This window comes from Erythrobacter sp. W302b, assembly GCF_046452395.1.
Lineage (GTDB): Bacteria > Pseudomonadota > Alphaproteobacteria > Sphingomonadales > Sphingomonadaceae > Erythrobacter.
The window spans coordinates 2,139,814-2,163,176 of the sequence record NZ_JBKFDH010000001.1 but is presented as its reverse complement, the minus strand read 5'-3'; the positions used below and the strand labels follow the sequence as shown (position 1 = coordinate 2,163,176).

At 66.1% G+C, this 23,363-nt stretch carries 18 protein-coding genes; 12 read left to right on the top strand and 6 right to left on the bottom strand.

The genetic code is table 11. The features are described from left to right. Nucleotides 1-65 precede the first annotated feature (65 nt). Nucleotides 66-1,331, bottom strand: coding sequence for an MFS transporter (locus tag ACLBKT_RS10290; protein ID WP_410182824.1), 1,266 nt, complete (start codon nucleotides 1,329-1,331; stop codon nucleotides 66-68). Between the two features lie 105 nt (nucleotides 1,332-1,436). After that, entirely contained in the window at nucleotides 1,437-3,752 is a 2,316-nt protein-coding gene (locus ACLBKT_RS10285; protein WP_410182823.1) for a TonB-dependent receptor, read from the bottom strand. 164 nt (nucleotides 3,753-3,916) lie between these two features. Between ACLBKT_RS10285 and ACLBKT_RS10280 the strand changes: the two genes are divergently transcribed. The 8 genes from ACLBKT_RS10280 (at nucleotide 3,917) to ACLBKT_RS10245 (ending at nucleotide 13,048) form a co-directional block, all read left to right on the top strand. After that, nucleotides 3,917-5,905, top strand: coding sequence for an alpha-glucosidase (locus tag ACLBKT_RS10280; RefSeq protein WP_410182822.1), 1,989 nt, complete (start codon nucleotides 3,917-3,919; stop codon nucleotides 5,903-5,905). Continuing rightward, nucleotides 5,902-6,909, top strand: coding sequence for a LacI family DNA-binding transcriptional regulator (locus ACLBKT_RS10275; protein ID WP_410182821.1), 1,008 nt, complete (start codon nucleotides 5,902-5,904; stop codon nucleotides 6,907-6,909). The genes ACLBKT_RS10280 and ACLBKT_RS10275 overlap by 4 nt, the downstream gene beginning before the upstream one ends. Then, the gene (locus tag ACLBKT_RS10270) at nucleotides 6,910-7,824 is read left to right on the top strand and encodes an aldo/keto reductase family oxidoreductase (RefSeq protein ID WP_410182820.1); all 915 of its coding nucleotides are present in this window, start codon (nucleotides 6,910-6,912) and stop codon (nucleotides 7,822-7,824) included. Nucleotides 7,825-7,974: 150 nt separating this feature from the next. Continuing rightward, entirely contained in the window at nucleotides 7,975-9,063 is a 1,089-nt protein-coding gene (locus ACLBKT_RS10265) for an LLM class flavin-dependent oxidoreductase (RefSeq protein ID WP_410182819.1), read from the top strand. 227 nt (nucleotides 9,064-9,290) lie between these two features. Further along, the gene (locus ACLBKT_RS10260; RefSeq protein ID WP_410182818.1) at nucleotides 9,291-10,487 is read left to right on the top strand and encodes an acyl-CoA dehydrogenase family protein; all 1,197 of its coding nucleotides are present in this window, start codon (nucleotides 9,291-9,293) and stop codon (nucleotides 10,485-10,487) included. A gap of 156 nt (nucleotides 10,488-10,643) precedes the next feature. Beyond that, nucleotides 10,644-11,774, top strand: coding sequence for an acyl-CoA dehydrogenase family protein (locus ACLBKT_RS10255; RefSeq protein ID WP_410182817.1), 1,131 nt, complete (start codon nucleotides 10,644-10,646; stop codon nucleotides 11,772-11,774). Between the two features lie 102 nt (nucleotides 11,775-11,876). Beyond that, entirely contained in the window at nucleotides 11,877-12,401 is a 525-nt protein-coding gene (locus tag ACLBKT_RS10250) for a sigma-70 family RNA polymerase sigma factor (protein ID WP_410182816.1), read from the top strand. 2 nt (nucleotides 12,402-12,403) lie between these two features. Further along, complete coding sequence (locus ACLBKT_RS10245) at nucleotides 12,404-13,048, top strand: NrsF family protein (RefSeq protein WP_410182815.1); 645 nt, start codon at nucleotides 12,404-12,406, stop codon at nucleotides 13,046-13,048. An 18-nt stretch (nucleotides 13,049-13,066) separates the two neighbouring features. Here ACLBKT_RS10245 and ACLBKT_RS10240 read toward each other — a convergent pair whose 3' ends face one another. From ACLBKT_RS10240 to ACLBKT_RS10225, 4 genes are all read right to left on the bottom strand, one after another. Then, complete coding sequence (locus ACLBKT_RS10240) at nucleotides 13,067-14,866, bottom strand: DEAD/DEAH box helicase (protein WP_410182814.1); 1,800 nt, start codon at nucleotides 14,864-14,866, stop codon at nucleotides 13,067-13,069. Nucleotides 14,867-15,043: 177 nt separating this feature from the next. Beyond that, entirely contained in the window at nucleotides 15,044-15,304 is a 261-nt protein-coding gene (locus tag ACLBKT_RS10235; protein ID WP_410182813.1) for a hypothetical protein, read from the bottom strand. A gap of 50 nt (nucleotides 15,305-15,354) precedes the next feature. Then, nucleotides 15,355-16,380, bottom strand: a complete 1,026-nt coding sequence (locus ACLBKT_RS10230; RefSeq protein ID WP_410182812.1) for a LacI family DNA-binding transcriptional regulator — start codon at nucleotides 16,378-16,380, stop codon at nucleotides 15,355-15,357. 2 nt (nucleotides 16,381-16,382) lie between these two features. Next, a complete protein-coding gene (locus ACLBKT_RS10225) occupies nucleotides 16,383-17,711 on the bottom strand; it encodes an MFS transporter (protein WP_410182811.1) in 1,329 nt (442 codons plus the stop codon). 176 nt (nucleotides 17,712-17,887) lie between these two features. Between ACLBKT_RS10225 and ACLBKT_RS10220 the strand changes: the two genes are divergently transcribed. The 4 genes from ACLBKT_RS10220 (at nucleotide 17,888) to ACLBKT_RS10205 (ending at nucleotide 23,344) form a co-directional block, all read left to right on the top strand. After that, nucleotides 17,888-20,359 (top strand): TonB-dependent receptor domain-containing protein, encoded by a 2,472-nt coding sequence (locus ACLBKT_RS10220; protein ID WP_410182810.1) that lies wholly within the window; start codon nucleotides 17,888-17,890, stop codon nucleotides 20,357-20,359. A gap of 88 nt (nucleotides 20,360-20,447) precedes the next feature. Then, complete coding sequence (locus tag ACLBKT_RS10215) at nucleotides 20,448-21,527, top strand: glycoside hydrolase family 68 protein (RefSeq protein WP_410182809.1); 1,080 nt, start codon at nucleotides 20,448-20,450, stop codon at nucleotides 21,525-21,527. Beyond that, nucleotides 21,527-22,390: an ROK family protein gene (locus ACLBKT_RS10210; RefSeq protein WP_410182808.1), complete on the top strand. Its 864-nt coding sequence runs from the start codon at nucleotides 21,527-21,529 to the stop codon at nucleotides 22,388-22,390. The genes ACLBKT_RS10215 and ACLBKT_RS10210 overlap by 1 nt, the downstream gene beginning before the upstream one ends. Nucleotides 22,391-22,435: 45 nt before the next feature. After that, nucleotides 22,436-23,344, top strand: coding sequence for an alpha/beta hydrolase (locus ACLBKT_RS10205; RefSeq protein WP_410182807.1), 909 nt, complete (start codon nucleotides 22,436-22,438; stop codon nucleotides 23,342-23,344). Nucleotides 23,345-23,363 lie beyond the last annotated feature (19 nt).

The following is a 23,363-nucleotide window of genomic DNA, read 5'->3' as shown; positions in this document are numbered from 1 at the left end:
TCTCACGGTGTCATAACCCTACTTCGCAAGCCTGCTGAATGCAACCGCACCGCAGGCCAGTGCGGCTATTCAGCCCGATCCGCCGCTTCGTCCTCCGGCCGCTGGATCACCGGCAGCAACCACTGGAACCACGCCAGCGCAATCAGATAGGACGAGGCGGCAAAGATGAACAGCGGCACGAAGCCGAAGCCGGCATCGAGCACCCGGCCGGTGATCAGGGAAATTGCCACCCCGCCCATGTTGCCCATGAACGCGCCGAACGCCGTCACCCGCCCGACCTTGGCGTTGGGGACGACATCGGTGATGGTCGAAAACAGCGAGAGCGAGAAGCCCTGATGCCCGGCCATCACCACCCCGATCATCACGGCCACCGGCCAGAAGGCATTGAGCTCCAGCACCAGCGGCAGGGGCGCGACCAGCAGGGCCGAGGCGAGCATCACGCCCTTGCGCACCCGGTTGGGGCTGTGTCCCCGCTCCAGCAGCCGGGTCGACACCCATCCCGCGAGCAGCGCGCCGAGGCCGGATCCGGCAAAGGCAATCGCCAGCGGCACCGCCAGTTCCAGCGTGGTGAGGCCGAATTCCTTGCGGTAATAATCGGCGAGCCAGAAGTTGATGAACCACCAGGTCATGTCCGAAAGCGCCTTGGCGCCGACGATGGCCCAGGTCGCGCGGTTGGCGAGGATGGCGCCGTAACGGGCGCTCTCGCCGCCCGGGTCGGGACTGTCCGCCAGCGTGCGCTCCCGCAATTGCGCGACGCCGCGCGCCAGCCATATCCATGCGAGCAGCGACAGAAATCCGCCAATGCCGCCCGCCACCAGCGCACCGCGCCAGCCCACGGCCAGCGCAAGCGCCGGGATGACGAAGGGCATCGCAATCGTGCCCGCGCCCGCCAGCATGGTCGTAAAGCCGAAGGCGAAGCTGCGCTTGTCCGGGGGGAACAGGCTGGCGACAGTCTTGATCGTCAGCGGGGTCTGCACCGCCTCGGTCACGCCAAGCCCGACGCGCGCGGCGACCACCTGCGCGGTCGAGATCGCCCAGCCGTGGGCCATCGCCGCAAGGCTCCATGCGGTCGCGCCCACCTGCATCGAACGGTTCACGCCGAGCCGGTCGACCAGCCAGCCAGTAAACAGGAAAGCGAAGGCGGCGGAGAATTGGGTGACCGCGGCGAGATCGCCGAAGTCACTGTCGCTCCAACCGAAATCGGCCATCATGTCGGGCTTCAGGATCGCGATGATCGGGCGGTCCATCGCATTGAAGACCCCCGCGATGCACAGCACCGTGAACAGTGACCAGCGCAGCCGCGCGGAAATGGGCGAGGAAGGTTGGGCCATCACGGGTTCCTAGAGTTCATGCACACAGCAGGGCAAGCAAGGGCAGACAAAAAGGGCCGCCGGATCGCTCCGACGGCCCTTGTTGATGTCAAGTTGCCACGCGGGTCAGAACGTCCGCACGCGCAGGCTGATGCCGAAGTAGCGATCAGCATCACGCGGGATCTGCAAGCGGCGTCCGTTCTCGATATTGAGCAGCACGTAGCTCTCATCGGTGATGTTGCGGGCGTGGAAGGTCAGACGGTACTTGTCGTCCGGATCGGAGAAACCGACCGAGGCGTTCCAGATGCCATAGGGATCGATCCGGGTGGTCGGCGACTGGCCGAGGTCCGAGAACTGTGTGCTGGTGTGGCGGTAATCGGTGTTGAGGTACAGCGTCACCCCGCCCAGTTCCTTGGTGTAGTCCCCGCCGATGGTGTAGACGAACTTCGGCGCCAGCGGCAGGACGGTGCCGTTGCGTGCGTCGGGCGCGTTGGTGGTCGGGTTCGGGTTGAACCGCTTGACCCGTGCATCGGCATAGGCGGCGCTGGCGCGCAGGTTCAGCCCGTCGATCGGGTTGACGATGAGGTCGGCCTCGAAACCTTCGCTCTTCACCGTGCCGGCGTTGGTCAGGTTCGAGATCGTCGCGGTGTTGACGACGATGAAGTTGTTGGCCTGGAACCCGTCATATTCGACCGTGAAGGCCGCGACGTTGAGCTGCACGCGGTTGTCGAGGAATTGCGTCTTCGCCCCGATTTCAAAGCTGTCCGACAGCTCTTCGGAAATCGGCACCGCGTTGTTCGGCGCGGTGTGGTTGAAGAACACGTTGAAGGCCGGACCCTTGTAGCCGCGGGTGTACGAGCCGTAGAGCATGATGTCTTCCGACGGCTTGAACTGGACGGCCGCGCGGCCTGACAGGTTGCCGTTGGTGGTTGCGCCGCGGCTGGTGTTGGTGCCGTTGCCGCCGCTGGCGATCGTGCCGCCTGCCGGGTTGCCATTGGTGCCCGGGCCGGTTGCGGGCAGACCGGTGGTGCGGTTGACTGCCGGTGCGCGGGTGTGGGTGAATTCAAGGTCATCCCAGGTGTAGCGCAGCCCGCCGGTCAGCGAGAGCTGATCGGTGATCTGGTAGGTGGCCTGACCGAACAGCGCATAGTTCTTCGACCGCACGTCGCTGCGCGAGGTGGCGAATGGGAACAGCGTGTTGGCGGTGTCGGTGAGATTGCACGGGATCGCCCCGCCCGGCAGCGCCGCGAGGGTCGAGGTTGCGCAGGTCACACCCTGGCGGGTGAAGTCCTGGGTGTTGTCCGACTGCCAAGCAAAGGCGCCAACCTGATAGAAGAACAGCTTCGACTGGTCCGAGGCGAGGCGGATTTCGGCAGAGACCTGTTCGGTCTTCACCGTGCCGACATCGTGCAGCTGCCCGGCTGTGGTGATCGCGCGCGGCAGGAAGTCACCGTCGCGATTCTCAGTGTTTTCCCAGTTGCGATAGCCGAGCACGACGCTGAGCGTGTGGGTGTCGGTGATCTCGAAATCGCCGGTGCCGGTCAGGCTCCATTGTTGATCCTGCGTGCTGGTGACGAGGTCATTGTTGATGAAGCGCTGGTTCTCGCCAATCGCCACGCCATTCGGCAGGCCGAGCAGCGCATCCTGCGCCGCGCCGCGGCTGGCGCCGGTCACATCGACGCAGCAATCATCATCAGCCTTGTAGTAATCCGCGATCAGGCGAACGGTGTTGCCGCCGTCGTCATAATCCATGATCCCGCGCACGCCGTAACGCTCGTAACCATTGACCTTGTCGTTGCGGCCGCCGTTGATGTTGGTGATGTTGCCATCGAAGCTGCCGTAGAAGCCGGTCAGACGGGCGCTCAGGTTTTCACCCAGCGGGCCGGAAATGGCGGCGCGCAGGCGGTATTCCTCGCCCTCGAACCAATCGGCACTGGCTTCGGCTTCAAAGGTGTCGGTGCCGCCCTTGGACACGATGTTGACCAAGCCGGCCGAAGCATTGCGCCCGAACAGCGTGCCCTGCGGACCGCGCAGCACTTCAAGCCGCTGGAGGTCGACGAGGTCCATGAAGGCCTGACCCGAACGCGACAGCACGACGCCGTCGACAACGGTGGACACAGACGGTTCAGCCGCGACGGAGAAGCTGATCGTGCCGACGCCGCGCATCACGATCGCGCTGTTGGCGCTGGTGGTGCCCTTGCGGAAGGTCACCGAAGGGACGACGGTCGAGATATTCTCGAGGCTGATGACCCCCGCCTGCACCAGGCGGTCGCCCGAAACCGCGGTGATCGCGATCGGCACGTCCTGGACGTTTTCCTCGACCTTCTGGGCGGTTACGATGATCTCTTCAACCTGCGCCATGGCCGGCGCGGTGTGCATCAGCGCCAGCGAACTGGCGGAAATGGCGAGCGTTTTGAGCGCAATTCGGGTGGTGGCGGACATCGTAGTTCTCTCCCCTGCATCGTGATCGGGTCTTTCGGGCGATAGCAAAGACCATCGCCCGTGCGGTCGATCTTTCGGCGCTCGGGTTGCGCTTTCCGCTGCGATCTGTCAAGCGGTGTCACAACGGGCCAAGCGATAGGCCGGTGAGGAAACCTGGGACGAAAATGGTGGCACTGACGCCATGCGAGAGGGGATTTGACCTGCACTTGGCCGGGCGCGCCGTGCTGTGTCATCGCTCTGAATATCCCGCAATTTCCGTGGCTTCTGGCGATCCCGTGGTGACGATGGTGCGCGGCAATTTCCGCCTGTCGGATACCCCTGTGGCAGCAAGGCCACTGTCGGTCTGCGAAGTGGTGGGAGCGGGCGCGGTCGTGCTCTCCAGTGACGATGGCGCCGCGAAAGTGGCGCTGAGTCTTGCGCCCGATGCACCGCGGCTGATTGTCACCGCGCTCACTGAACACGACCGCATCACGCTCGATATCTCGCAGGCCCCTGATGATGTGCTGTGGGGCGGGGGTGAGCAGATGAGCTATCTTGCTCTGAACGGCCGCTCATTCCCGATCTGGACCAGCGAACCCGGCGTCGGCCGCGAACCCGGCACGCCGCTCACGGATCAGGCGAGCGCGGACGGGTCGTTCGCGGGCGGGGATTACTGGACGACCAATTATCCCGAACCCACCGTGCTGTGCTCGGGCGGCTGGGCGCTAAGCCTCGCCAATGCCGAATATGCGGAACTGGACGCCCGCGTGCCCGGGCGGCTGCGCCTGCACGTGTGGTCGGGTGCTGTCACGATCGACCTGTTCGAAGGTGTGCCTGCCGACCTCACCCGTCAGCTTGGGGCAAGATTCGGTCCGCGTCAGGCGCTGCCCGAATGGGCGTTGGGCGGGGCCATCGTCGGGCTCAAGCAGGGCGAGGGGAGCTTCGACCGGCTGGAGCGGCTGATCGAGGCAGGCGCTGCCGTCTCGGGCCTGTGGTGCGAGGACTGGGTGGGCATCCGCGAGACCAGCTTCGGCCGCCGGTTGTTCTGGGACTGGCAGTGGAACGCGGACCGCTACCCCGATCTGCCCGCCCGCATCGCCGCCCTGAAGGCGCGCGGCATCCGCTTCCTCGGCTATGTGAACCCCTATCTCGCGGTCGACGGCCCGCTCTATCCTGAGGCCGCCGCCAAAGGTTACTTCGCCCGCTGCCTCGACAGCGACGAGCCTTACGCCGTCGATTTCGGCGAGTTCCACGCAGGGGTGGTCGACTTCACCAACCCCGATGCCGCCGCATGGTTCGCCGAGGAGGTGATCGGCAAACGGATGCTCGATTTCGGGCTTGATGGCTGGATGGCGGACTTCGGCGAATATCTCCCCACCGACCTGCGCCTCCATTCGGGCGACCCGATGCAGGAGCACAACCGCTGGCCGGTGCGCTGGGCGGAAGTGAACGCCCGCGCCGTCGCTTCTCGCGGGCGCACCGGCGATGTGCTGTGGTTCATGCGCGCCGGCCACACCGGGGTGCAGGCCCATTGTCCCTTGCTGTGGGCGGGCGACCAGTCGGTCGATTTCAGCCGCCATGACGGCATCGGCACTGTGATCACTGCCGCGCTGTCTTCGGGGCTGGTCGGCAATGCCTTCAGCCATTCGGACGTTGGCGGTTACACCAGCCTGTTCGGCAATGTCCGAACCCCAGAGCTGATGCTGCGCTGGTACGAGCTAGGCGCTTTCAGTCCCGTGATGCGCACCCACGAAGGCAACCGCCCCGACGACAATCTCCAGATCGACAGCAATGCCGAATTGATCGATGGCTTTGTCAGGTGGAGCAAGGTCCACGCGCGGCTTGCGCCCTATGTCCGGCATCTCGTCGCCGAGGCGCAGGCCACGGGCCTTCCGGCCCAGCGCGCGCTGTTCCTCCACTATCCCGAGGATCGCGAAACCTTCACGATCCAAGACCAGTTTCTCTATGGTGCGGACCTGATGGTTGCACCGGTGATCGAAGCGGGAGCGGTGATGCGCAGGGTCTATCTGCCAGAAGGGGAATGGCGCCACCTGTGGAGCGGTCAGGATTACGCCCCCGGCTGGCATGACGTTGCCGCACCCATCGGCGAGCCGCCCGTCTTCTACCGGCCGCAAAGCACCTTCGCGCCCCTGTTTGCGGAGCTCGCCCGATGAGCCGCGCCAATATCCGCGATGTCGCCGCCCGTGCGGGCGTGGCGGTCAAGACCGTCAGCCGCGTGCTCAACGGCCACCCCTATGTCAGCGCCGAACTGCGCGAGCGGGTGGAAAAGGCGATGGCCGAACTCGACTACCGCCCCTCGGTGGCGGCGCGCATCCTCTCGGGTGCCAAGTCCAACCAAGTCGCGCTGATCTACGACAATCACAGCCCCTATTACATGTTCCAGATCCAGAAGGGTTGCTGGGAGGTGTGCCACGAAAACGGCATCCGCCTGCTCGCCCAGCCGGTCGACGTTGCCGATCCGCGCGTCGGCGATCAGGTGCGCGGGCTCGTCAGCGAGACCCATGTGGACGGCATCATCCTGTCCTCGCCCGTCACCGATTGCGATCCGGTGCTGCGCGCGCTGGAGACGATGGACGTGCCCTTCGTGCGCATCTCGCCGGGCACCAACCACGCGCTGACATCATCGGTGTTCATGGACGACGCGCAGGCGGCCGACGACATGACCACCCACCTGATCAACGCCGGGCACCGCCGCATCGGCTTCATCAAGGGCCACAGCAACCACATGGCCTCCGACGATCGCCTGTTCGGATACCGTCGCGCGCTGGACCGCGTGGGCATCCCGTTCGAGCCGCAACTGGTGGTCGACGGCGAGTTCGACTTCGATTCCGGCGTGGCGGGCGCGAAGGCGCTGCTCGATCAGCCCGAACGACCGACCGCGATCTTCGCCTCGAATGACGACATGGCCGCAGGCGTGCTCGCCGTGGCGCATGATCGCGGGATCAATGTGCCGGGCGATCTGTCGGTCGCCGGGTTCGATGACACCACGCTCGCCCGCACCGTCTGGCCGCCGCTGACCACCATCCGTCAGCCGATGGCCGATCTGGCGCGCACCGCCACCCAAATCCTGATCGCAGGCGGGGACATCACCCACAAACGCCTGCCCCATGACCTTGTCGAGCGCGCTTCGGTCGCTCCGCCAAAGAGGAACCCCTAGATGAGTGAACTGCCCCTTCCGCCTGCCACCCGCACCCTTGGTGCGAGCGGCATTGAGGTGTCTCCCCTTGCCTGGGGGATGTGGCGGCTGACCGAGGATGGCCGCACCGCGGCCGAAGCGGCCAAGCTGGTGCATGCGGCGCTGGATGCCGGGATTACCTTCCTCGACACGGCGGACATCTATGGCTTCGACGGCACAGGCGGGTTTGGCGATGCCGAGGTGCTGCTGGGCGAGGTGCTGGCCGCCGAACCCTCGCTGCGGGGCCGGATGGTGCTCGCGACCAAGGGCGGTATCCTCCCGCCGCTGCCCTATGACCAGAGCGCGGATTATCTGAAGTCGGCGATCGACGCCTCGCTGCGCCGCTTGCAGGTGGACAGCGTCGATCTATGGCAAATCCACCGGCCCGATATTCTCGCCCATCCGCAAGAGGTCGCGCGCGTGCTCGACGATGCGCTGGCGAGCGGCAAGATCCGCAGCCTTGGCGTCTCGAACTTCACGATGGCGCAGACCGCCGCGCTCAACCACTTCCTTGGCACCAAGCTGGCGACGACCCAGCCTGAAATCAGCCCCCTGCGGATCGACTGTTTCGAGAATGGCGAGCTCGATCAGGCGATGATGCTGGGCCTCACGCCGATGGCCTGGTCACCGCTGGGCGGCGGCAGGCTCACCGCGCCCGAAACCGCGCGCGACAAGGCGGTCGCCGCTGCGCTCGATGCGGTGGCCGAGGCGCAGGGCGTCTCGCGTACGGTCGCGGCCTATAGCTGGCTGATGGCGCATCCGGCGGGGATCATCCCGATCATCGGCTCGCAGAACGCCGCGCGCATCGCCGAGGGGGCGCAGGCGCTCACCGTGCGCTGGACGCGGACCGAATGGTACGCGGTGCTGGTCGCCGCGCGGGGTGTGCCGCTGCCCTAGTTACCCCTGCCCGTTCGCCCTGAGCTTGTCGAAGGGCTGCACTTTTCTTGCCGTTCAGCGCCTGACCTCAAGAAAAGCAGTGCTTCGACAAGCTCAGCACGAACGGGGAGAAGATTGAAATAGAACGGAAATTGGGATGGGAACGAAGCCATGACTGAACAGCAATGCGAAATCGCGTGGTTCTCCGCGCTGTGTGACGACGATTACGAGTTCCTCGGCGTCCCCGATCCCTATCTCGCCTCAAGCTGGGAGCATTGCCGCAACCTCGTGCTGCGCGCGGAAGAGGGCGGGTTCGACAACATCCTGCTGCCCTCGGGCTACCAGCTCGGGGTCGACACCACCATCTTCGCCGCGGCCGTCGCCACGCAGGTCAAGCGCATCAAGCTCCTGTGGGCGACCCGCATGGGCGAGGACTGGCCGCCGCAGCTCGCACGCCGGATCGCGACGCTGGATCGCATCCTCGGCCCGAACGCGGCCGGCACCGGCGGCCGGCTCAACGTCAACATCATCTCCTCCGACATGCCGGGCGAGAAGATCGAGTCCGGCCCGCGCTACCGGCGCGGCACCGAGATCATGAAGATCGTCAAGACGCTCCTGAACGGCGAGCATCTCGATTTCGACGGCGAGTTCTACAAGCTGAAGCTCGATCCGCCGCGCATCACGACGCTCAGCGGCAAGTGCCCGCCGTTCTACTTCGGCGGCCTCAGCCACGAGGCGCGCGAATGTGCGGCCGAGGCGGCGGACGTCTACCTGATGTGGCCCGACACGATGGACAAGGTGCGCGAGAATATCGCCGACCTCAAGGCGCGCGCGGCGAAGTATGGGCGCACGCTCAAGTTCGGCTACCGCGTCCACGTGATCGTGCGCGAGACCGAGGAGGAAGCGCGCCACTACGCCGACCGGCTGCTCTCGAAACTCGATGATGAAGCAGGCCGGGCGATCCGCGAGAAGAGCCTCGATGCCAAGAACTACGGCGTCCAGCGCCAGCAGGAACTGCGCGGGGCGGCGGATGGCGACGGCTTCGTGGAAGAGAACCTGTGGACCGGCATCGGCCGCGCGCGTTCCGGCTGCGGGGCGGCAATCGTCGGCACGCCCGATCAGGTGCTCGCCAAGCTGCGCGCCTATCAGGCCGAAGGGATCGAGGCCTTCATCCTCTCGGGCTACCCGCATATGCAGGAGGCCGATCTGTTCGCCCGCCATGTGCTGCCGCATATCCAGCACGGCCCGTTGGAGATGTAGAACGGCGCTTTGCGGGGCGCGGAGTCGCTGGTGCGATTCCGCGCCCCTTGCGCGTCTGTTGACGCGCTTTGACGCGTTTTCGGCGGGTCTTGCCGTGTTTCACGTGGAACATGACGCTAGGGCGCGGCGGGCTTGCGGCACGCCTCGTCAAAACCCTCTTTTCCGCATCCCTACGCCGTGACAAAGCGTATCGCAAAGGCAGAAACCGCAGTCTGGAGAGAGACCCCATGAACCTCGAATTCACCCCCGAAGAGCAGGCCTTCCGTGACGAAGTGCGCGCCTTCATTGCCGAGAACTATCCCAAGCACCTCGCCGATTTCGGCATGAGGGAGGATATGGCGCGCGAGGACTTCGTCGCGTGGCACAAGATCCTCGGGGCCAAGGGCTGGTCGGTTCCGGCGTGGCCGGTCGAGTACGGCGGCACCGGCTGGACCCCGACCCAGCGCTACATCTGGTCGGAAGAGAACGCTCGCGTGAACGCGCTGATGCCGCTGCCCTTCGGCGTCTCGATGGTCGGCCCGGTGATCTACACCTTCGGTTCGGAAGAGCAGAAGGCCAAGCACCTTCCCGGCATCCGCAGCGGCGAAGTGTGGTGGTGCCAGGGCTATTCGGAACCGGGCGCGGGCTCGGACCTTGCGAGCCTCAAGACCACCGCCATGCGCGACGGCGATCACTACGTCATCAACGGCCAGAAGACCTGGACGACGCTCGCCCAGCACGCGGACTGGGGCTTCTTCCTGTGCCGCACCGATCCGACCGCCAAGCAGCAGGAAGGGATCAGCTTCATCCTCGTCGACATGAAGACGCCGGGCGTGGAAGTGAAGCCGATCAAGCTCTTGGACGGCGGCTATGAGGTCAACGAGACCTGGCTGACGGATGTGCGCGTGCCGGTCGAGAACTTGGTTGGCGTCGAGAACAAGGGCTGGACCTACGCCAAGTTCCTGCTCGCGCATGAACGTTCGGGCATCGCGGGCGTGGCGCGCTCGAAGCGCGGCGTCGAGAAGCTGCGCGAGATCGCAACCCACGAAACCCTCGATGGCCAGCCGCTGATCAAGGATTTCGACTTCGCCAAGAAGGTGAGCCAGCTCGAGATCGATCTCGCCGCGCTCGAAATCACCGAACTGCGCACGCTCGCGGGCGAGCAGGCGGGCAAGGGGCCGGGGCCGGAAAGCTCGATCCTCAAGATCAAGGGCACCGAAATCCAGCAGCGCCTGACCGAGCTGACGCTCGAGGCAGTCGGCACCTACTCCGCGCCCTACATGGGCGGGGTGTCGAACGACAACGGCTCGAACGAGCACCCGGTCGGCCCCGACTATGCCCAGCATGCGGCGGCGACCTATTTCAACATGCGCAAGACCAGCATCTATGGCGGATCGAACGAGATCCAGCGCAACATCATCACCAAGATGATTCTGGGTCTGTAAGGCCTTCGTCTCCCCTCCCCGCGGGGAGGGGCTGGGGGTGGGGGCTCTGCCGTCGATAGGGCAGGCCCCCCATCCCAACCCTTCCCCCGAGGGGAAGGACTAATCAGGTTTCAACCTCGAATGGTGCAGCAAGCACCTGAGGACGGGAGAGAATTCGTGGATTTCAACTTCACCGAAGAACAGGGCATGGTGCGCGACGGCCTCTCGCGGCTGGTGCGCGAGCAATATGGCTTTGAAGAACGTCGCAAGGCGATTGCGTCGAGCGAAGGCTGGCGGCCCGAGGTGTGGGCGCAGCTGGCGGAGCTCGGCATTCTCGGCATGCCCTTCAGCGAGGCCGACGGCGGCTTCGGCGGCGGCGCGGTCGATGCGATGGTCATCATGGAGGAGTTCGGCAAGGGTCTGGTGATCGAGCCCTTCCTTCCCACCGTGGTCTGCGCGGGCGGGTTCCTGAAGCACGGCGGCACCGCGGCGCAGAAGGAAGAGCACATCGGCGCGATCGTTTCGGGCAGCGCGGTGTTCGCCTTCGCCTATGCCGAGCCCAAGGGCCGCTATGACTATGCCGACCTCGAGACCACCGCGAAGAAGGACGGCGCGGGCTATGTCTTGAACGGCCACAAGGCGGTCGTGATCGGCGCGCCCTGGGCGAGCCACCTCGTCGTTACCGCGCGCACCGGCGGCGAGCGGCGGGATCGTTCGGGCGTTTCGGTCTTCGTGCTGGCAAAGGACACTCCGGGCGTCACCACGCGCGATTACGTCACGGTCGACGGCCGCCGCGCCTCGGAAGTCTATTTCGAGAACGTCGCGCTCGGTGCCGAGGCACTGATCGGCGCCGAGGGCGAGGGGCTGGCGCTGATCGAGCTCGTCACCGACGAAGCCATCGCAGCGCTGTGCGCCGAGGCCTGCGGGGCGATGAAGGTCGCCCATGCCATGACAGTGGAATACAGCCGCCAGCGCAAGCAGTTCGGCGTGCCGATCGGCAGCTTCCAGGTGCTCCAGCACCGCATGGTCGACATGTACACCGCCTACGAACAGGCCGTTTCGCTGACCTATCTCGCGACGCTGCGCCTCGGCTCTGACGAGCGCACTCGCAAGCTGGCGGTCAGCGCGGCAAAGGTCGGCGTGGGCCAGTCGGCGCGGCTGATCGGGCAGGAAGCGGTGCAGATCCACGGCGGCAACGGCGTGACCGACGAATATGCCATCGGCCACTACTTCAAGCGGTTGGCGATTTTCGACAGCGAGTTCGGCAATGTCGACCACCACCTGAAGCGCCACGTCGCGCTGAGCTGAGGCGCAGGCCTGCATGAATAGCGCCCCGCTCTCGGCCATCCGAGGGCGGGGCTTTTTCGTGGGCCATGTAACCGCCCGCCCGGTAGCGGCGAACCGGCGGGGATGAGAGCCGACGAAGCCTCGCTCGCCCGGTTGATGGCGCTGTCGCAGCAGGGCGACAAGCAGGCCTATGCCGCGCTGCTGGAGGCCTGCCGTCGCTGGCTGCGGGGCTATTACAGCCGCCGGATCGCGCCCTCCAGCCTTGACGATCTGGTGCAGGAAACGCTGATTGCGCTGCACAGCAAGCGTGCCTCGTGGGATCCCTCGCGCCCCTTCCTGCCGTGGCTGGCCGCGATTGCGCGCTACCGCTGGGTCGATCACCTGCGCCGCCTGTACCGCGCCGACGAGCATGAATTGCACGAGGAGCTGATCGGCACGGACGAGGAGCCCGCCGTCGCCGCGCGCATCAGCCTCGACCGCTTGCTCGGCCTGCTCCCGCCCGCGCAGGAACGCGCCATCGCGCTGGTCAAGATCGAGGGGCTGAGCATCGCCGAGGCCTCGGCTGCGACCGGACAGAGCGAAGCGCTGATCAAAGTGAATATTCACCGGGGGCTGAAGAAGCTGGCCCATATGATTGAGAAAGAATGACAATGCAGCGTAGTTCTGAAACCCTGATTGCTGAGCTGGTCGGCGGTCTAGAACCGGTCAAGCCGCTGCGCTTTGGGGCGGGCATGGCGCTGGCGCTGGGGTCTGCGACGGTTGCAACCCTGATCGTCATTGCTCTGTTCGGCCTGAGGGCTGATCTCGCGGCGGGCGTGGTCAACCCGATGCATCTCGTCAGCACCGGGCTCTATCTCGGCCTTGCCCTGGCGGCGACAGTGACGGTGGTGGTGATGAGCCGCCCTCAGGTCGGCAGCGATCACAGCGGCTGGCGCTGGGCGGCGGGGATGGCGGGGCTGTTGCCGCTCGCAGGAGTGATCGTAGGGCTGAGCCGGGGCGGTCAGGCGGCGCTGGCGCAGGGCATGGATCACGGGACCGATTGCTTTGTCATCGGCGGCGCCGCGTCGCTGCTGGTTTTCGCCATGCTGGTGCTGTGGCTCCGCCGCGGCGCGCCGACCGCGCCGGACCGCGCGGGGTTGGTCGCAGGCGTGGCGGCGGGCGCCTTTGGCACCTTTGCCTTCTCGCTCCACTGCCCGGACAATGACATCGTCCATATCGGCGTCTGGCACAGCACGGTGGTGCTGGCGATGGCGGGGCTCGGCCGCATCATGGTGCCCCGCCTGATCCGCTGGTAAGGCTCGCCGCGCCAGCGCTTAATCGCGGCCCTTGGGCTTGCCCTTGAACTTGCCGTGCGGCTTGCCGCCAGCCTTGGCGAAGTGCTTCGGCTTGGCAAAGCCACCACCGGCGGCGGCGCCGGGGCCGACGGGCTTGGGTTTGAACGGGCGCTGCGGGGCAGGGCCATTCGCCTTGCCGCGCTTGGCATTCTCACGTGCAGCCATGCGCGGCGGCTCGTTCGATTGCTCGATCGCGACATAGCCGCCATTTTCCTCGCTGCCCGACGTGGCCGCTACCGCCTCGGCAAACTTGCCGGCAATCGCGCGGGGGATCTGGAAATAGGTCTCCGCCTGAGCGATGCGGATCGCGCCGATTTCGTTGCGGGTGATATGCCCGCGGCGGCAGATGAGCGGCATCACCCAGCGCGGATCGGCGTTCTGGCGGCGGCCGATATCCATGCGGAACCACACCGTATCCTCGAACCCTTCGCGGTGGCGCGCCTTCTGCGCCGCACGCTGTGCGTCGACGCTTTGCGCCAGCAGCTCTTCCGGCTCGGGCATCGACGCGCGGTGCGCCTGCACCAGCATGGCCGCAATCTCCTGCGGGCTTTTGGTTTCGAGCAGCTTGTCGGCCAGCTCGCGATCACCATCGGTGACGTCGACCGGCTGCATCAGCTTGTCGAGCAACCGCACCCGGTCCTGCGCGATAATATCCTCGCGGCTGGGTGCATTGATCCACTCGGCGTTGATCTTGGCGTGGTGGAGCATCGATTCGACCCGGCGGCGGCGCGGGAAGGGGACAATCAGGGCGGCAATGCCCTTCTTGCCCGCGCGTCCGGTGCGGCCCGAACGGTGCTGGAGCGTTTCGGCATCGCGCGGGATTTCGACATGGATGACGAGGCTGAGCGAGGGCAGGTCGATCCCGCGCGCGGCGACATCGGTCGCCACGCAAACGCGCGCACGGCGATCCCGCAGGGCCTGAAGCGCCTGGTTGCGTTCCTGCTGCGAATGTTCACCCGACAGCGCGACGACGCCGAAGCCACGTTCCTGCAAGGTCGCGTGGAGGTGGCGGACATTGTCGCGCGTGGCGCAGAACAGGATCGCGGTTTCGGCTTCGTGGAAGCGCAGCAGGTTGACAACCGCGTTCTCGATCTCGGACGGCGAGACGGTGACCGCCTGATAGGCAATATCGCCGTGCCCGCGTTCGGTGCCGCCGGTCTGGATACGCAGCGCATCGCGCTGGTACCGGCGGGCGAGCGCTTCGATCGGGCGCGGCATGGTGGCCGAGAACATCAGCACGCGCCGTTCGTCCGGCGTTGCGTCAAGGATTTCCTCCAGCTCATCGCGGAAGCCCATATCGAGCATCTCGTCCGCTTCATCGAGCACCACGGCAGCCAGCGCCGACAGGTCGAGCGCGCCGCGTTCGAGGTGATCGCGCAGGCGGCCGGGGGTGCCGACGACGATGCTGGCCCCGCCTGCCAGCGCGCGGCGTTCGACCTGCGGGTTCATGCCGCCGACGCAGGTGGCGATGCGCGCGCCTGCCGATTTGTAGAGCCAGTCGAGCTCGCGCGCGACTTGCAGCGCCAGTTCCCGGGTCGGGGCAATCACCAGCGCCAGCGGGCCGGCGGCGCGGCGCACACGGCCATCTTCGTCCAGCACTTGATCGGCGAAAGCGAGGCCGAAAGCGACCGTCTTGCCCGAGCCGGTCTGCGCCGAGACGACCAGATCGCGGCCATGCGCGTCCGGCTCCAGCACAGCGGACTGCACCGGGGTCAGCGTTTCATAGCCGCGTGTGGCCAGGGCCTCGGCGAGGCCAGAGGCGATATGGGGAAATGGCATGGGGAGAAGGCTTTCAGACAAGGGCGCCGCCACAAGGGGCAGGCGGAGAGACAAGGGGGACAGCGGAGCGCGGATCGGGCCACCTGGCCAACCGCGCGCAGAGCGTCGATGCGCGGCCCCTTACACAGTTTCGGGGTGTTTGGCTTGCAATTAAATGACGCGGGGGTTTTGCTATACCTATTCTGGTGCGGCGGCGGCCAGCATATCCATCAGATTGCGTGCCGCCTCGCGGTCTTCCTCATGCGCGAAAGCGACATCCAGATCGGGCGCATCCCCCAGCACCATCAGCAGCGTCCACAAGGCAAAGCGCTGCCCGCGGTCCTGCGTCATGCCGAAATCGACCCGCATCCGTTCAACCCCGTCCGGCAGAGCGGCAGGGGACACGGCCTCGAGATCGCGGGTGCCGAAATAGCGTTGCAAGAGGTCAGCCATGTCCATCCTTGCGTGCCTAGCGCAAGCGGGTGCGCTTGCCTACCGCGCGAAAGGCGTCAGGCGGTGGCGCGCACAACCAGTTGCGGAGGCAGGACGAGGCTTTCGGTCTTCTCGCCCGCCAGCCGCCGCAGCAGCAGTTCCACCAGCCCGCGCGCGCCCGCTGCGATATCCTGCCGCACGGTGGTGAGCGGGGGCACGGTCTGGCGAGCGATCGGCAGGTCGTCGAACCCGGCGAGCTTCATGTCGCCCGGCACGGCGATCCCGCAGGCGCGCAATTCGGTCAGGCACAGCGCCGCGAGCGTATCGGTGGCGGCGAAGATCCCGTCGATCTGGCTGGCGCGGGTCGCGAGATGCTGAGCGATTTCCTCGCTCGCGCGGTCGGGCGAGAGGTGGGTGGGCAGGGTGATGATCGGCGGCAGGCCCATGCGCGCGGCAATGTCCTGCGCACCGGCGAACCGCGCGGCGAATTCCATCGCGGTGGTGTCACCGAGAAAGGCGAGGCGAGTGGCTCCGGCGGCGATCAGGCGTTCGGCGGCCAATCTGCCGCCCAGGCGGTTGTCGGTGCCGACCACGCAATGCCGCTGGCCTTCCTGATGGTTGCCCCACACCACCATCGGGCCATATCCCTCGGCGACATCCTCGATCCGGTCGAACTGGTCGGACTGACCGATCACGATCACGCCGTCGATCATGCCCGAACCGATGAACCGGTCGAGCCAGTCGGCATCGTCTTCCGGTACCACCCGGCGCAGCATCAGGTCATAGCCTTCGCGCGTCAGCTCGTCGGCGAGGTGGCCGAGCAGGGTCATGAAGAAGCTGTCGGAGATTTGTTGGCGGCTGTCATGGCCAAGCGGGATGACCACGCCGATCACCCCGGTTTTCTGACGGCGCAATCCGCTCGCCATCTGGTTGGGGCGGAACCCGTGTTCGCGCGCGAGCGCTTCGATCTTCTCGCGGGTCTTGGTGTTGACGAGGCTCTTGCCCGCCAGCGCGCGGCTCACCGTGCCGGGGGAGACGCCCGCCAGCCGCGCCAGATCGGTGATGTTGCGCACCATCACGCGGGTGGTCTTGTCCTCTTCCATCGTCAGCTTGTCGCCAGCCCCTGCCTGCGCGGCTGCCTGTGCCCCGCATCCACCAGCAGCGTAGCCAGCGCGCCCGCCAGCATCAAGACGCCGCCCAGCATCAGTACGTGGCGCGGATCGCCGCCCAGCAGCGGGCGGTAGATCAGCGGCATGGTCAGTGTCTGGATCAGCATGGGAATGACGATGAACAGGTTGAAGATGCCCATGTAGATCCCGTTGCGCTGCGGCGGGATGCAGTCGGCCAGCATGACATAGGTGTTGCCCATCATCCCGGCCCAGCCGATCCCGATGCCGAGCATCAGAGCGAATAGCACAGCGGGAGTCGAGGCCCCCGGAATCATCAGCATCGCCGCCCCCGAGGCGGCAAGACACACTGCATGGACATGGCGCGCACCGAAGCGCTTCACCACCGGGATCAGTGCCAGCGCGCCGAGGAAGGCGATGAAATTGTAGAGCGCGCCGGCCTGCTGCGCGGTCAGCGTCGCTTCGCGGAAGGCGGTGCTCGCGGGATCGCTGGTGTTGTAGATGCTGCGGCCCACGGCGAAGGTGATGTACTGCCAGTACGCGAACATCGCGTACCACTGGCACAGCATGGCCCCGGCCAATTGGCGCATCGGGCGCGGCATTTCGCGGATCGCGGCGCCGATTTCGGCGAAGGTGGAGCGGATGGTGAGCGGCTTGGCGACCAGGTCCGCTTCCTCCTCCGGCGAAAGCGGCAGCTCGCGCACCCGGAACACCGACCACACGATCGTCGAGATCGACAGGATCGCGCCGATGATGAAGGCGATCCGCACAATCACCGGGATGCCATTGGCGTCGAGCACATCGCGCGCCACGACCGCGGTCAGCAGGCTGGGGGCAAGGTAGGACAGCGTCTGCGCCAGCCCGGTAAAGGCGCTCTGGGTGAGAAAACCGGTCGAGCGCTGGTCGGGGGCGAGCCGGTCCGCCACATAGGCGCGGTAGGGCTCCATCGTGATGTTGTTGCCCGCATCGAGGATCCACAGCAGGCTGGCGGCCATCCACAGGGCGCTGGAATAGGGCATGGCGAACAACGACAGCGAGCAGATCACCGCGCCGATCAGGAAGTACGGCGTGCGGCGGCCGATACGGGTGTTGGTCCGATCACTCATCGCGCCGACGATCGGCTGGATCAGCAGCCCGGTCATCGGGCCTGCCAGCCACAACAGCGGCATGGTCGCCTCGTCCGCGCCGAGGAAGCCGTAGATCGGCCCCATATTGGCCTGTTGCAGCCCGAAGCTGAACTGCAAGCCAAAGAAGCCGATGTTCATTTCGATGATTCGCAGCAACGAAAGCCGTGGCTTATCGATCATGTCCGCCTGTCCGATCCTCTGTTCCGCACGATCATGTCGCCGCGCTGTGCTTTTGAAGTGACATGATTCCACGCAATTTGCAAACGATTGCAAGATTCCTGTTGCAATCGTTTGCAGGAAAGTTAGGGCTGCATCGTCGTCGCCAAAGAAGCGCGCACCCGAGAGGAGAGAAAGCCATGAAATTGCGTACCGCGCTTTGCGCCAGTGCAGCCGTGTCGAGCCTGCTGATGAGCCCGGCTCTGGCCCAGGATGTTGTCGCCACCGATGCCGCGACCGAAACCGAGGGCGAGGAAATCATCGTCACGGCTGTGGCCCGCGGGCAGAACCGGATCGAAAGCTCGGTCTCGGTCAGCACCATCGGCTCGCAGGCGATCACCAATCTTGCCGCGCCGTCTTCGGCTGACCTCATCCGCCAGATCCCCGGCATCCGCTCGGAAGCCTCGGGCGGGGAGGGCAACGCCAATATCGCGGTGCGCGGTATCCCGGTGTCGACCGGCGGTGCGCGCTATATCCAGCTTCAGGAAGACGGCCTGCCGATCCTCGAATTCGGCGACATCATCTTCGGCAATGCCGACAACTTCCTGCGCGCTGACCGCTCGGTCGCCCGCGTCGAAGCGGTGCGCGGCGGTTCGGCCTCGACCTTCGCCTCGAACGCACCGGGCGCGGTGATCAACTTCATCTCCAAGACTGGCGAACAGGAAGGCGGCGCGATCCAGGGCTCGGTCGGCCTCGACTTCGAGACCTATCGCCTCGATTTCGATTACGGCGCGCCGCTGGCGGACGATCTCTACTTCCACGTTGGCGGCTTCTACCGCACCGGCGAAGGCCCGCGCGACATTGGCTACAACGGCTATGACGGCGGCCAGATCAAGGCCAACATCACCAAGGAATTCGACGGCGGCTATATCCGCTTCCACGCGAAGTATCTCGACGACCGCACCCCCACCATCCTGCCGCAGCCGGTGCGGGTGACGGGCAGCGGGGGCAACCCCGATTATCAGGCGATTGCCGGCTTCGATCCGCGCACCGCATCGCTTTACAGCCCGTTCCTGACGCCGGCGCAGTCGCTCGATGGGAACAACAATCCGGCGAGCTATGATTTCCGCGATGGCCTGTCGGTGCAAAGCCTCGCCTTCGGGATCGAGAGCGAGTTCGATGTGGGCGGGGGTTGGACGCTCACCAACCGGTTCCGTTTTGCCGACAATTCCGGCAGCTTCCAGTCGCCCTTCCCGGCGGGCGCGGACACCGCGCAGACCATTGCCAATGGCATCGGCGGCGCGGGTTCCAGCATCGTTTTCGCCAGCGGGCCGAATGCCGGGCAGACCGCCAATGCTTCGACCATCGGTGGCAATGGCTTGCTCGCCAACATCGTCGTGTTCAATGTCCGGCTGAACAGCCTCGACAATGTCACCAATGATTTCCGCGTCAACAAGGCGTTCGACATCGGGGGCGGCACGGCCAATTTCACCAGCGGCTTCTACCTGTCGCGCCAGACGATCAACACCGATTGGCTGTGGACCAGCCACGTCCAGACCGTGCAGGGTGACGGGCAGGCGGTGCTGGTCGACATCCGCAATGCGGGCGGCAACCTTGTCACGCAGAACGGCACGGTGGGTTACAGCGCCAGCTTCTTCGGCAATTGCTGCCGCCGCAATTATGACGTTGATTACAGCACCTATGCGCCCTTCGCCTCGCTTTCGCTGGAACTTGACCGGCTGACCATCGACGCCAGCATCCGCTATGATTTCGGCGATGCCAGCGGGACGATTACCGGATCGGACAGCGGCTTCGGCACCGGGATCGGCAGCTTCGATTTCGACCGCAACGGCACGATCAGCCCGGCCGAAGCCCAGACCGCGATCTTGCCGCTCGGCAATGCGCGGCCGGTGAATTACGATTTCGACTACTTCAGCTTCTCGCTGGGTGCGAACTACCTTGTGACCGACGATCTGGGCGTGTTCGCCCGCTACAGCCAGGGCGGCCGCCACACGGCTGACCGCAGCCTGTTCTCGCCTGCGGTGAGCGCGGTCGATGGCAGCCTGCCGGGCGGCGATCAGGGCGTGGTGGCCACGGTCGATCAGCTGGAGTTGGGGCTGAAGTATCAGGCCAATGGCCTCTCGCTCTTCGCCACCGGCTTCTTTGCCAAGACGGCGGAAACCAACGTGGAGCTCGCCCCTCTGGAACTGTTCGACACCGAATACGAAGCCTACGGGATCGAGCTGGAAGGCGCCTATCGCACCGGGCCGTTCACGCTGTCGGCCGGGGCGACCTGGACCGATGCCGAGATTGTCGATGCGCTGGCGGCCAATACCATCGGCAACACCCCGCGCCGTCAGGCCGATCTCGTCTATCAGGCGACCGCCCAATATGACGCCGACATGTTCACCATAGGCGCCAATGTGGTCGGCACCACCGAAAGCTTCACGCAGGACAATAATGATCTGGTGCTGCCGGCCTTTGCGCAGGTGAATGCTTTCCTGGCCTTCCGCCCGATCGAGCGGATCGAGGTGGGTCTGAACGCGCAGAACCTGTTCAACGCCACCGGGTTCACCGAGGCGGAGGAAGGTTCGATCCCCGCCAATGGCATCGTGCGGGCGCGCTCGATTGCCGGGCGCACGGTACTCGCTTCGGTGCGGTTCGACTTCTAGGAGCCTCACCGGACGCACACGGGCTGGCCGCCATTCTCCCCGGCGGCCAGCCTGTTTCTTGTTGCACGAATTGGGATAGATTGCCGCCATGACGAGCGCCTGGACAGCCGATCACGTGGGCCGGATTAAGCCGGGGCAGGGCGGCGTCATCCCGCCGGTGGTCACGCCGGACCGTTCGGGTCTGGATGCCGGGCGGCTCTATTGGGACATGTGGCCGGTGCAGGACATGCACGGCGCGCCTGCGCTGATGGCCGGGCGGGAGCTGTGGATGGCGCTGACCGCGCCCGATCGCGGCGATCCGGCGCTCCGCCATTTCGAAGCGAAGATCCACTGGATTGAGCGGCGTGGCGAGGGTTGGCATGATCGTGGCCCGGTCTTGCCCGATCGCGCCGTCCCCTATGAACGTGAATGGGCTGGCTCCGCGCTGCTCGATCAGGGCGTGGTCACGCTGTTCTTCACCGCCGCCGGAACGGCCGAGAAGGCTGGGGGCTACCAGCAGGAGCTGTGGTCGGCCAGCGCGCCGCTGGGTGCGGACGGGTGGCCGGGAGAATGGTCGTTTCCTACCCCGCTGGTGACGGGATATGGCCCACATTACATGCCCGCCGATGCTCACGAGGGCGAGGCCGGAAAGATCAAGGCGTTCCGCGATCCGGCCTATTTCCGCGATCCGGCTGACGGCGGTGAATACCTCGCCTTCACCGCCTCGCTTGCAGGGTCCGGCAGTGCGTTCAACGGGGCGTTCGGCTTGGCGCTGAAGGGGGCAAACGGATGGATCCTGATGCCGCCGTGCCTCCATGCAGAAGGCGTCAACAACGAGTTGGAGCGCGCCCATCTGGTGTATCGCGCGAAACACTACTACGCCTTCTGGTCAACGCAGACCGCGACCTTCGCGCCGGGTCTGCGCCATGCGCCGGGGGGATTGTACGGAATGGTGGCGGACAGCATGGCAGGCCCGTGGCGGCCGTTGAACGGAACGGGACTGGTGCTCGCCAATCCGGTTGACCGGCCGTTGCAGACCTATAGCTGGTTCGTCGACGCCTCGTTGACGGTTTGTAGCTTTGTCGATGTGCTGCCCGATGGCACTTTTGGCGGCGTCCCCGCGCCTTTGCTCCGGCTGGCTCTGGATGGCGACCGGGCGACTGTCCACGCGGCAGAGCAGGTCGCCTGATGCTGGGTGCGATCGAGGCAGGCGGCACCAAATTCGTGCTGGCCGTTGGCCCCTCGCCTGACCGGATCACTGCGCGCCACACCATCCCGACCCGCGATCCGGCGACCACGCTGGCCGAGGCGGCGGAATGGCTGGCCGGGCAGGGCGGGATCACCGCGCTCGGCATTGGCAGCTTCGGCCCGGTTGAACTGGATCGCACCGCGCCGCGCTGGGGCTTCATCACCACCACTCCCAAGCCGGGTTGGGCAGACTGCGACGTCGCGGGCTATCTCGCCGGAGCGCTGGGCGTTCCGGTGGGCTTCGACACGGATGTCAACGCGGCCGCTCTGGCCGAACATGCGGCATCGGGATCGACCGGCGGGAGCCTCGCCTACCTCACCGTCGGCACCGGGATTGGCGGCGGGTTGGTGCTGGACGGTCGGCCGGTCCACGGCATCGCTCACCCCGAAGTCGGCCACATCTACCCGCGCCGTCACCCGGATGATCGCGATTTCCCCGGCACCTGCCCGAGCCACGGCGATTGCCTCGAAGGCCTCGCCAGCGGTCCGGCGATCATGGCGCGCTGGGGGACGTCGCTGTCGCATCTTCCGGCCGATCACCCCGGCCACGCGATCATCGCCGATTACATCGCGCAAGCCTGCCACATGCTGTTCGCCAGCGTCGCGGTCGAAGAGGTGGTGGTTGGCGGCGGGGTGGCGAACACGCCCGGCCTCGTCGAGCGGGTGGCCCAGCGCGCCCGGGAGCTGGATGCAGGCTACCTTCCCGGCACCGCTCGCCACTGCGTCATCCGCCCGCGGCTCGGCAGCGATGCCGGGATTACCGGCGCGATGATGCTCGCCAAGGCCGCCGCTGCCGAGGCTTGAACCCTCTTGCATCCCTCGCGATAAGGGCGCGAGGGAGAGATGCCGATGTTCCGATGGCTTGCCGCGCTCGCCGCACTGATCGGGTTTGCGATGCCGCTGGCCGCCGAGGAGACGGGCCGCTTCGTCGAATACCGCGATGTCGCCGCTGAGGGCCTGCCCGCCCAGCGCCTCTCGATCTGGCTGCCGCCGGGCTATGACGCATCGGACGCGCGCTACCCGGTGCTCTACATGCATGACGGGCACAATCTGTTCGACGTGAAGAACAGCAATTTCAACAAGATCTGGGCCGCGGACAAGGCCATGCTGGCGGCGGTGCAGAGCGGCACGGTCGAGCCGCATATCATCATCGGCATCTGGGCACCGGGGCCGGACCGCTACCGCCAGTATCTCCCCCGCAGCGCCTATGACGCCGCGCCGCCTGCGGTGCGCGCGCAGATGGACGCGACCGCCGGGGGCGCGGTGATCTCCGACCGCTACCTCGCGTGGATTGCCGGGCCGCTCAAGGCGTGGGTCGATGCGAGTTTCCGCACCCGTCCGGGGCGCGATGACACCGCCATCGTCGGCTCCTCGATGGGCGGGCTGATGAGCTGCTACGCCTTCCTCGAACGCCCGGAGGTCTTCGGCCGGGCGGGCTGCGTCTCCTCGCACTGGCCTGCGGTCGATCCGCGCGCGGTGGCGGGGATCGACAGCGAAGTCAGGCAGATGTGGGACGGCTGGTTCGCCGCAAGGCTCGGCCAGCCCGATGGTCGCCGGGTGTGGATGGACCACGGCACCGCGACGCTCGACCAATTCTACGCGCCCTACCAGCAGATCGTCGACGCGCGCTTCACCAGCGCGGGCTGGCAAAAGGGCCGCGACTGGGAGAGCCGGGTCTACGAGGGCGCCGAGCACGAGGAGAATGCCTGGGCGGCAAGGTTGCCCGAGGTATTCGGGTGGTTGCTGGCGAAGGATTGATGGCTGCCAGTCCCTCCCC